This is a genomic window from Desulfobaculum sp. (assembly GCF_054921475.1).
Genome location: NZ_JBUDSW010000164.1, coordinates 1 through 8334, shown reverse-complemented (window position 1 = coordinate 8334; position 8334 = coordinate 1). Strand labels below are relative to the sequence as shown.

The 8334-nt window shown below is 62.1% G+C and carries 7 protein-coding genes; 4 read left to right on the top strand and 3 right to left on the bottom strand.

Annotation, left to right across the window (positions count from 1 at the left end):
• The 4 genes from lepA to ACY69P_RS11140 all read left to right on the top strand — a co-directional run.
• Positions 1-1202: translation elongation factor 4 (gene lepA, locus ACY69P_RS11155; protein WP_462327519.1), on the top strand; the 1202-nt coding region annotated here is incomplete at its 5' end.
• A 76-nt stretch (positions 1203-1278) separates the two neighbouring features.
• Complete coding sequence (gene lepB, locus ACY69P_RS11150; RefSeq protein WP_459897631.1) at positions 1279-1878, top strand: signal peptidase I; 600 nt, start codon at positions 1279-1281, stop codon at positions 1876-1878.
• Between the two features lie 183 nt (positions 1879-2061).
• Positions 2062-3591: a YifB family Mg chelatase-like AAA ATPase gene (locus tag ACY69P_RS11145; RefSeq protein ID WP_459897630.1), complete on the top strand. Its 1530-nt coding sequence runs from the start codon at positions 2062-2064 to the stop codon at positions 3589-3591.
• Positions 3592-3611: 20 nt separating this feature from the next.
• On the top strand, positions 3612-3785 hold the full coding sequence (locus ACY69P_RS11140; protein WP_462327518.1) for a hypothetical protein: 174 nt from the start codon (positions 3612-3614) through the stop codon (positions 3783-3785).
• A gap of 59 nt (positions 3786-3844) precedes the next feature.
• Here the strand turns inward: ACY69P_RS11140 and ACY69P_RS11135 are convergent, their stop codons facing one another.
• The 3 genes from ACY69P_RS11135 to ACY69P_RS11125 all read right to left on the bottom strand — a co-directional run.
• On the bottom strand, positions 3845-6919 hold the full coding sequence (locus tag ACY69P_RS11135) for an EAL domain-containing protein (protein ID WP_462327520.1): 3075 nt from the start codon (positions 6917-6919) through the stop codon (positions 3845-3847).
• 188 nt (positions 6920-7107) lie between these two features.
• Positions 7108-7506 carry a hypothetical protein gene (locus ACY69P_RS11130; RefSeq protein ID WP_404846087.1) on the bottom strand — a complete coding sequence of 133 codons (399 nt, stop codon included), beginning with the start codon at positions 7504-7506 and terminating at the stop codon, positions 7108-7110.
• A gap of 301 nt (positions 7507-7807) precedes the next feature.
• Positions 7808-8334 (bottom strand): hypothetical protein (locus tag ACY69P_RS11125; protein WP_462327517.1); only part of this gene is annotated, 527 nt, incomplete at its 5' end.

Below are 8334 nucleotides of genomic sequence, written 5' to 3'. Positions count from 1 at the left end.
GGTACGACACGTACCGCGGCGTCGTTGTGCTGTTCCGCATGCTGGACGGCACCCTGAAGGTGGGCGACCGCATCCGCATCAACTCCACCAAGCGCGCCTTCGACGTCACCAACCTTGGCGTCTTCTCCCCCAACCCCAAGGAAGTCAAAGCACTCTACCCCGGCGACGTGGGCTTTTTGTGCGCCAACATGAAGGACATCACCGATGCCCCGGTTGGCGACACCGTCACGCTGGAGAAGAACCCCACCGAGCTGCCCTGCCCCGGCTTTAAGGAAATCAAGCCCATGGTCTTCTGCGGCCTGTACCCGGTGGAACCCGCCGAGTACGAACCGCTCAAGGCCGCGCTGGAAAAGCTGCGCCTCAACGACGCGGCGTTCCATTTTGAGCCGGAAACATCCCAGGCCCTCGGCTTTGGCTTCCGCGCCGGATTCCTCGGCCTCCTGCATATGGAAATCATTCAGGAGCGCCTTGAACGCGAATTCGACGCCAAGCTCATCACCACCGCACCGTCCGTGGCGTATAAAATCATCACCACAGACGGCGTGGAAACCATTATCGACAACCCGAGCAATCTGCCCGACCCGCAGGCCATTTCGTCCTTTGCGGAGCCGTATGTGCGCATGGAAATCCACGTGCCCAACGAATTCGTCGGCCCAACGCTCAAACTGTGCGAGGAAAAGCGCGGCATCCAGAAGGATATGCGCTACATGACCTCCACCCGCGTCATCATCACCTACGAGCTGCCCTTTGCCGAAATCGTCTATGACTTCTTCGACAAGCTGAAATCCGTGACCCGGGGCTACGCCTCCATGGACTACGAGTTCATCGACTTCCGCGAAGCCGACCTCGTCAAGCTGGACATGCTCATCAATGGCGACGTGGTGGACGCCCTTGCCATCATTGTGCACCGCGAACGTGCGGCGCGCTACGGCCGCGCCGTGGCCCTGAAGCTGAAGAAGTCCATCCCGCGCCAGCTGTACGAGGTTATCGTGCAGGCCGCCATCGGCACACGCATCATCGCGCGCGAGCGCAACGCGCCCATGCGCAAAAACGTTACCGCCAAGTGCTACGGCGGCGACATCACGCGTAAGCGCAAGCTTCTTGAAAAGCAGAAGGCCGGCAAAAAGCGCATGAAGAAGATGGGCAGTGTGGAAATCCCGCAGGAAGCCTTCCTCGCCGCGCTCAAGGCCGAAACGGACTAAACCGCGCCAGCAACTCAGACGAACTGCGGAAGGGGCCGCCATGCCCCTTCCTCACATACCCAGAGGTTACGAACCCATGAATCCCAGATGGCACAAGGTCCTGCGTGATTATGCCGAAGCGCTCATCATCGCGCTTGTTCTTGCCTTTTTCATCCGCTCCTTTGTGGTACAGGCCTTTAAGATTCCTTCCGGCTCCATGCTGGAGACCCTCCAGATTGGTGACCAGCTTCTCGTCAATAAATTCATCTACGGGGTGAAGCTGCCCTTCACGGACGTGACGCTGCTGCCCATTTCCGACCCCGAGCACGGCGACATCATCGTCTTCCGCTACCCGCGCGACGAGTCCAAGGACTACATCAAGCGCGTCATCGGCACCCCCGGCGACACCCTTGAAATGCGCGACAACGTGGTCTACCGCAACGGCGAGCGCCTCGACGAGCCCTACCTCGCCGGACTGCCGCCCAAAAACTTCCCGCCCACGCACAACTTCGGCCCCATATCCCTGCCCGAAGGCAAATACTTCTGCATGGGCGACAACCGCGAAAACTCCTCGGACTCCCGCTACTGGGGCTTCGTGGACCGCTCGCAAATCATCGGCAAGGCATGGCGCATCTACTGGTCATGGGAGGCCCCCCTCAACATCCGTTGGGGCCGCCTCGGCCAACTGGTCGAATAGCCCGCCCCGCCGCATCCACAGTACGCACAACACGGCCCGGTCCATTTTGGACCGGGCCGTGTTTCGTTTTGGCGCCTCTTGCCGCCCCGCCTCCCCTTCTGCAAATGCCGTTTGCATTCCTATATTCATCAATATATATACAGCACTGCCTGTTCGAAAAACCTTTTCCCCGACTGAAGCCACATGATTTCCACCGTCTCCTGCGCCGCCCTCATGGGCATTGATGCCTTCCGGGTGCAACTCGAAGTTGATTTGTCACGTTCCGGCATGCCTGCCTTTACCATGGTGGGCCTTGTGGAGGGGGCTGTGCGCGAAAGCAAGGAGCGCGTCCTCTCCGCCCTGCGCAACTCGGGCTTCAAGCTGCCGCCCTCGCGCATCACCGTCAATCTGGCCCCGGCAACGGTCCGCAAGGAAGGCAGCGCCTATGACCTGCCCCTCGCCCTTGGCCTGTTGGCCGGTGCAGGCACCATTGACGCCGGCGCCCTTGGTGGATTGTACTTTGCCGGGGAACTTTCCCTCAGCGGCGAGGTCCGCCCGGTGTCCGGCATTTTGCCCATGGCTGTGCGCGCGCGGGACGAAGGGGCCAAGGGCCTTGTGGTGCCGACAGCCAATGTGGCCGAGGCCTCGGTGGTGGACGGCGTCAGCGTCTACCCCGCCGCCACCCTTGCGGACGTGGTGCGCCACGTCACCGGGGAAGCCCCCATTGAACCTGCGCCCAGCACCTTGCAGGACCTCTGGGCCATGCGCGAGGCCTTTCCCGTAGACTTTAGCGAGGTAAAGGGGCAGGAACACGCCAAGCGCGCCATTGAAATCGCCTCGGCTGGTGGGCATAATTTGCTATTCATCGGCCCGCCCGGCAGCGGCAAGACCATGCTGGCCAGCCGCATTCCCACGGTGCTGCCGCCCCTGACCTTTGACGAAGCCCTTGAGGTCACCAAAATCTATTCCGTGGCGGGGCTCCTGGACGGTGAACCGCTGTGCGTGGCGCGTCCCTTCCGCCGCCCGCACCACACCATTTCCGACGCAGGCCTCATCGGCGGCGGCGCGTATCCGCGGCCGGGGGAAGTGTCGCTGGCCCACCGGGGCGTGCTCTTCCTTGACGAACTCCCCGAGTTCAAAAAAAATGTGCTCGAAGTGCTGCGTCAGCCGCTGGAGGACGGACGGGTCACCCTGTCCCGCGCGGCCATCTCCCTCACCTATCCGGCGGACCTGATGCTGGTGGCGGCCATGAATCCGTGTCCCTGCGGCTATTACGGCGACGCCAAACACGCCTGCACCTGCACGCCGCACCAGATTGGGGCCTACCGCTCGCGCCTGTCCGGCCCCCTGCTCGACCGCATTGACCTGCATGTGGAGGTCCCCGCCGTCAATTACGACGACCTGCGGGCCGACGGCCACGGCGCGGATTCCGCCACCATGCGCAGGCGCATCCTTGCCGCGCGCGGCGTGCAGGCCACGCGGTACGAGGGCCAAACCATTTTGACCAACTCCGAGCTGAGCGGCCGCCTGCTAGAACGCTACTGCGCCCTCACCAGCGCAGAGCACGCATTTTTGGAAAAGGCTGTCCATAGCCTTGGCCTCTCGGCACGGGCCTATACGCGGGTGCTGCGCATTGCCCGCACCATTGCCGACCTTGACGGCGCAGACGCCATCGCCGCGCCGCATCTGGCGGAGGCCATCAACTACCGAAGCCTCGACCGGCCGGGAATATAACCCCGCCACGGGAGGAAGCCATGTCCATTCTTAAGCCCATGTGCGACATCTGCCCCATGCGCCGCCGCGCCGAGCGCCGCCCGGATTCACTGCTGGCCCGGCTGTGGCGCTGGCACACCTCATGGTGCCCCGGCTACCGCCTGTACCAGCGGCAAATGCGCGCCGACGCCACTCGCCGCGTGGGCGAGCCGTAGCCCAGCGCAGTTTTCCACAGCGCGCGGACTTTTCCACACCACTCCGGCGCAGCGTCGCGCTAGTCGGAGAAAATGCTCTTGAGCGTGAAGAATCGACGGAATTCGGTATGCGGCACAGGGCGCGAGAACAAAAAGCCCTGCGCGTGGGTGCATCCGTGCCGGCGCAAAAACTCCACCTGTTCGGGAGTCTCTACCCCTTCGGCCACCACGTTCAGGCCAAGGCTCTCGGCCAGTTGCAGGATGGTGCGGGGCACCACTTCGCTTTCGGGGTTCTCTCCGGTGATGTCCTGCACAAAAGACCGGTCAATCTTGAGGGTATCAATGGGCAGGCGGCGCAGGTAGGACAGGGACGAATAGCCGGTGCCGAAGTCGTCCAGCAGCACGCGCACGCCCATCCGCGACAGCCGCCCCAGAATCTCCGAGGCCTGCTGCATATTTTGCATCAGCAGTGTTTCGGTGATTTCCACGCCCAACTGCCCCGGCGCAAGGCCCGTGCGGGAGAGTATGGTCCGCACCTCGTCAGGCAGGTTGGTCCCGGCAAAATGCCGCGCGGACAGGTTGATGGAAATCTTGAAATCCTTGGCCCCTTCCTTTTGCCACAGGGCCACGCGCTCCGCCGCATCCTCCATGACCTGCAAGTCAATGGGCACAATAAGCCCCGTTTCCTCGGCAAGGGGGATAAAGTCGTTGGGCGGAACAATGGCTCCATCGGGCTGCACCCAGCGCACCAAGGCCTCCGCGCCAATGACCTCCCCCGTAAACAGGTCCACCTGCGGCTGATAATAGCTGACGAAATTTCTGTGCTTCACCGCGGAGCGTAATTCGCCCTCGATGGTCAGGCGGCGCATGGCCTTCTGGTTCATCTCCGCCGTAAACATGCTAAAGGAATTCTGCTCCGTGCGCTTGGCCTGATACATGGCCATATCGGCATTTTGGACCAACTCCTCCGGACTGGAGACGCCGTCGTCCGGGTACACGCTGACGCCAATGCTAAAGCCCAAATAGAAATCCTGATTCCGGTAGTGGAAGGGCCGCGCAAAGCGGTCATTGATGGATGTGGCAAGGCGCGCCAGTGTGCTGCCGTCCTTGGCATCGTCCACCACCACGAGGAATTCGTCGCCGCCCAGACGGGCCACGGTGTCCTTGCTTCGCACCACTTCACAGAGGCGCTCCGCCACCATGCGCAGCACTTCGTCGCCGCTTTGGTGGCCCAGCAGGTCGTTGACCAGCTTAAAATTATCAAGATCCAGCAGAAAGACGCCCACGGAGCACTTGCGCCGCTGGGCCACCTCTATGGCGCGCTCCAAACGCTCCATAAGCAGGCGGCGGTTGGGCAAGCCTGTCAATTCGTCATAAAACGCCTGCTGAACAAGCTGCTCCTCGGCCTTTTTGCGCTCCGTAATATCCACAAGGGACGCGACGCTGATGCGCTCGCCCGGGACCATGGCCACAGTGAGGGTCACGTGATGGGCCTTGCCCTCGGTATCAATAACACGCGCCTCGTACATGCGCGGCGCGTCCATGGGGTCCTGCCGCCGCGAGCGGTGATATTCCAGCATGCGGGGCACATCTTCGGGATGGAACAGGTCCACCCACGAGACCTTGCCCTCCAGCTCCTGCGCGGAGCGGCCAACCAGCGTCTCAAACTCCGGATTCGCCAGCAGAATGGTGGTATCTTCCTCAATGAGCATGGTGGCCGCGCCGGTGTTCATGAACACCGTCCTGTACAGCTTTTCCGTCTCCTGCAGGGCCAGCTGGGTTTCCTCCAGCGCCGTGATGTCCACCATGGTTTCAAGAATGCACGCGCGGCCCTGCCACGTCACACGCGCGGCGGTGCTGACAATGCTCACTACGGCCCCATCCCCCCGCCGCAGTTGGCGGACCTTAGTCCGGCCCACATCCTCGGTATGCACCAGCGGGCACCCCGATGTATCCTCGGCCTTGCACAGCCGGTCCACACAGCGCGTGCCCAGCACCTCCGAGGCCTCCAGCCCAAACAGTTCCAGAACAAAAGGATTGACCTCCAGCACCTCCAACGACGATTCATCCACAATCATCACCCCAGCATGCAGATGGCTGAGTATCTGACTGAAAAAGTGCTCATTCTCGCGAAGCTGCTCCAGCATGCCGTTGATGTCGTGTGCGAGCACGGCCACTTCGTCAGTGCCGCTTAGCTCCACAGCCCCGGAGTACCCCGGCCCCTTGGTAATGCGCGAGACCTGCCGCCCAAGGCGCGACAGGCGCGAGACCACCAACGAATCCATCAGCGCGATAACCACGGCCACCAACACCATCGCCGGAGCAATCACCCCTGCAATATGATACCGCACCACCCGCCCGGCAAGGGCGTGCAGCGGGCGGGGCATCTTGGCGGCCACCAACAACGAAGGACTGCCGAACACATCGGCAATAGGCGCCACAGCCATCAAGCGTGCCGGGGACAGCGCCCGGACGGTTCCAGGCGCATCGGCCAAATCGCGCACAAGGTCCGGCACATCGGGCGCGCCCGCCACATACAGGGATAAATCCAGCCCCGCCTCGGCCTCGGCGCGCTGCACAAAGGCCTCATCCATCACCCGCCCCATCACGCACGCCCCGCGCGGCGGACCGGACGGCATACTCGTCAGCACAGGCATGGCCGAAACAATATGCGCCACCCCGTCAAAGAGCAGCACGCCAGACAGGCCCTCCGTGCCGTAGTCCTGCCCACGCTGCCACAATTCGCGCAGGGCCTGCTGCAACTGGCCGGGCAGAGGCAAAAAGACCCCCCGGTCAAGGTCTGCCAGCCGCCCGGTGACAACGGAGCCATCGTTATGCAGGTAGACCACAAAGCGCAGATGCTGTTCCTCAAAGGTAGAAAAAGTCAGGTTGGATTCGATATACGCGGCGTTGCGGTTGTCCATGAAGGCGTAGGTGTCGTCCCACCATGCCCAGTCCCGCGTCAGGGACGCCAGCGAGTGGACCTCGCCGTCCAGAATATTGCGCACCCGCGTCAAATCGCGAAGCGCATTTTCGCGCTCAACGGCGCTGAACCCGTCCGTATAAACCATGGATATAACCAAGACGGACAGAACCAGCATCGTTGCGCTGGCCAGGAGCACAACCGTGGTCATTGTGCTGCGCAGGGTCTTCATCACAATGTGGCACCTCGCCGCAATTCGCACAGGTTTGGTGGGAGTTTTCACTCTACCACGCCTGCAATGCCGAAACAATCTGCGGCGCAAGCCCAATGCCCAGCGGCGCTCCTTTTCACCGGGAAAGCATAAAAAAAGCGCCCGGGCATAAGCCCGGGCGCCAGAAAGGCACAAAAGAGGTGGCCGCGTTAGGCGACCTGGCGAAGCGCACAGCGCAGGAGCTTTTCCCCACACTGGAAGAGAATCTTCACCTTGTCGGTGTCCACAAGCTCGCACACGTAGCCGGTGCCGAACTTGGGGTGCTCGATAACGTCGTCCAGCTCGTACTCGCCCTGCATGCTGTAGGGCTTGGGAGCGTTTTCACTGCGGGCCTGCAGGGCCTTTTCCCACAGTTTGCGGACGGCTTCGGAATTGACGGCTGCGGCTGCGGCCTTCTTTTTGGACGCGGCGGTGCGACGCGGGGTGCTGGCGGTGCTGCCGCCTGTGGCGCCGGCCTTGCGTACGGGGCTGACCTTGCCGCCGGAACGCTTGACCACGGTCGCGGAGGTTTCGGCCTTCTGCACGCGGGGCGGGCGATGCTTATGCATGCTTCCACACGCGCAGCACTGGACCTTGATCACTTCGCCATCAACCATGGCGGCAATGATATGATTCGTTACGTCCTTACACCGAGAGCAACGGGACTCGGTGTATCCACCTACAGAAAGCTTTTTTGTGGCCATACGTCTGTTAATCCTTGTCTCGAAAATCTGGGGGCAAACAAAAAACCACAAGGTTCAACCTTGTGGTCGCTGTGTTCCGGATGCGGACCTTTGCCTAGTCTTTTCTCAGACGCTTTGCAACCCCAAGATGAGGCGTACCCCGCGCCTTTTCTGCCTTTGCCAAGCATCACGTGGTGTTGGACGAGGCCCCCATTTCACCTTTTTTCGCGCCGGCGCGCCAGCCCTGCTGGCGGGCGGCTTTTCTGTGGCGGCACAGTCCACCAGAGGCCCCCTCGCCCATGCTCTCCGGGCAGGACAGAAACACCACGCAGGAATTCGCCGCCTTGATGGCGTTATAAATCCGAAGAAAAGGCACAGGGATGACCAGCTCCCATACCGGGTCCGGCTCACCGGGGTAGGGCGCCCACTTGAGGGTCTCGGTCAGTTCCGGTGAATTCGCTGGCAGGTAGATAAGCCCTGTATACTCCATCACCAGTTCAGGCACAGGCCCCTGCGCCCCCTCGGCCACCGCCGGACGCACGGCGGCAGACGTCACATACGAACCAAGTTCGTCCTCAAGCGAGGCGGCAAACTCACCGCCCAGCAAAAAGGAGCCATCGAGCAGCAGCGACCGCGCGTCTTCCCCATTTGCGCGCCGCCCCTGCAAGGGGACGCGGATCGTCACGAGGGAGCCGTTATGGCACGTCACCTCAA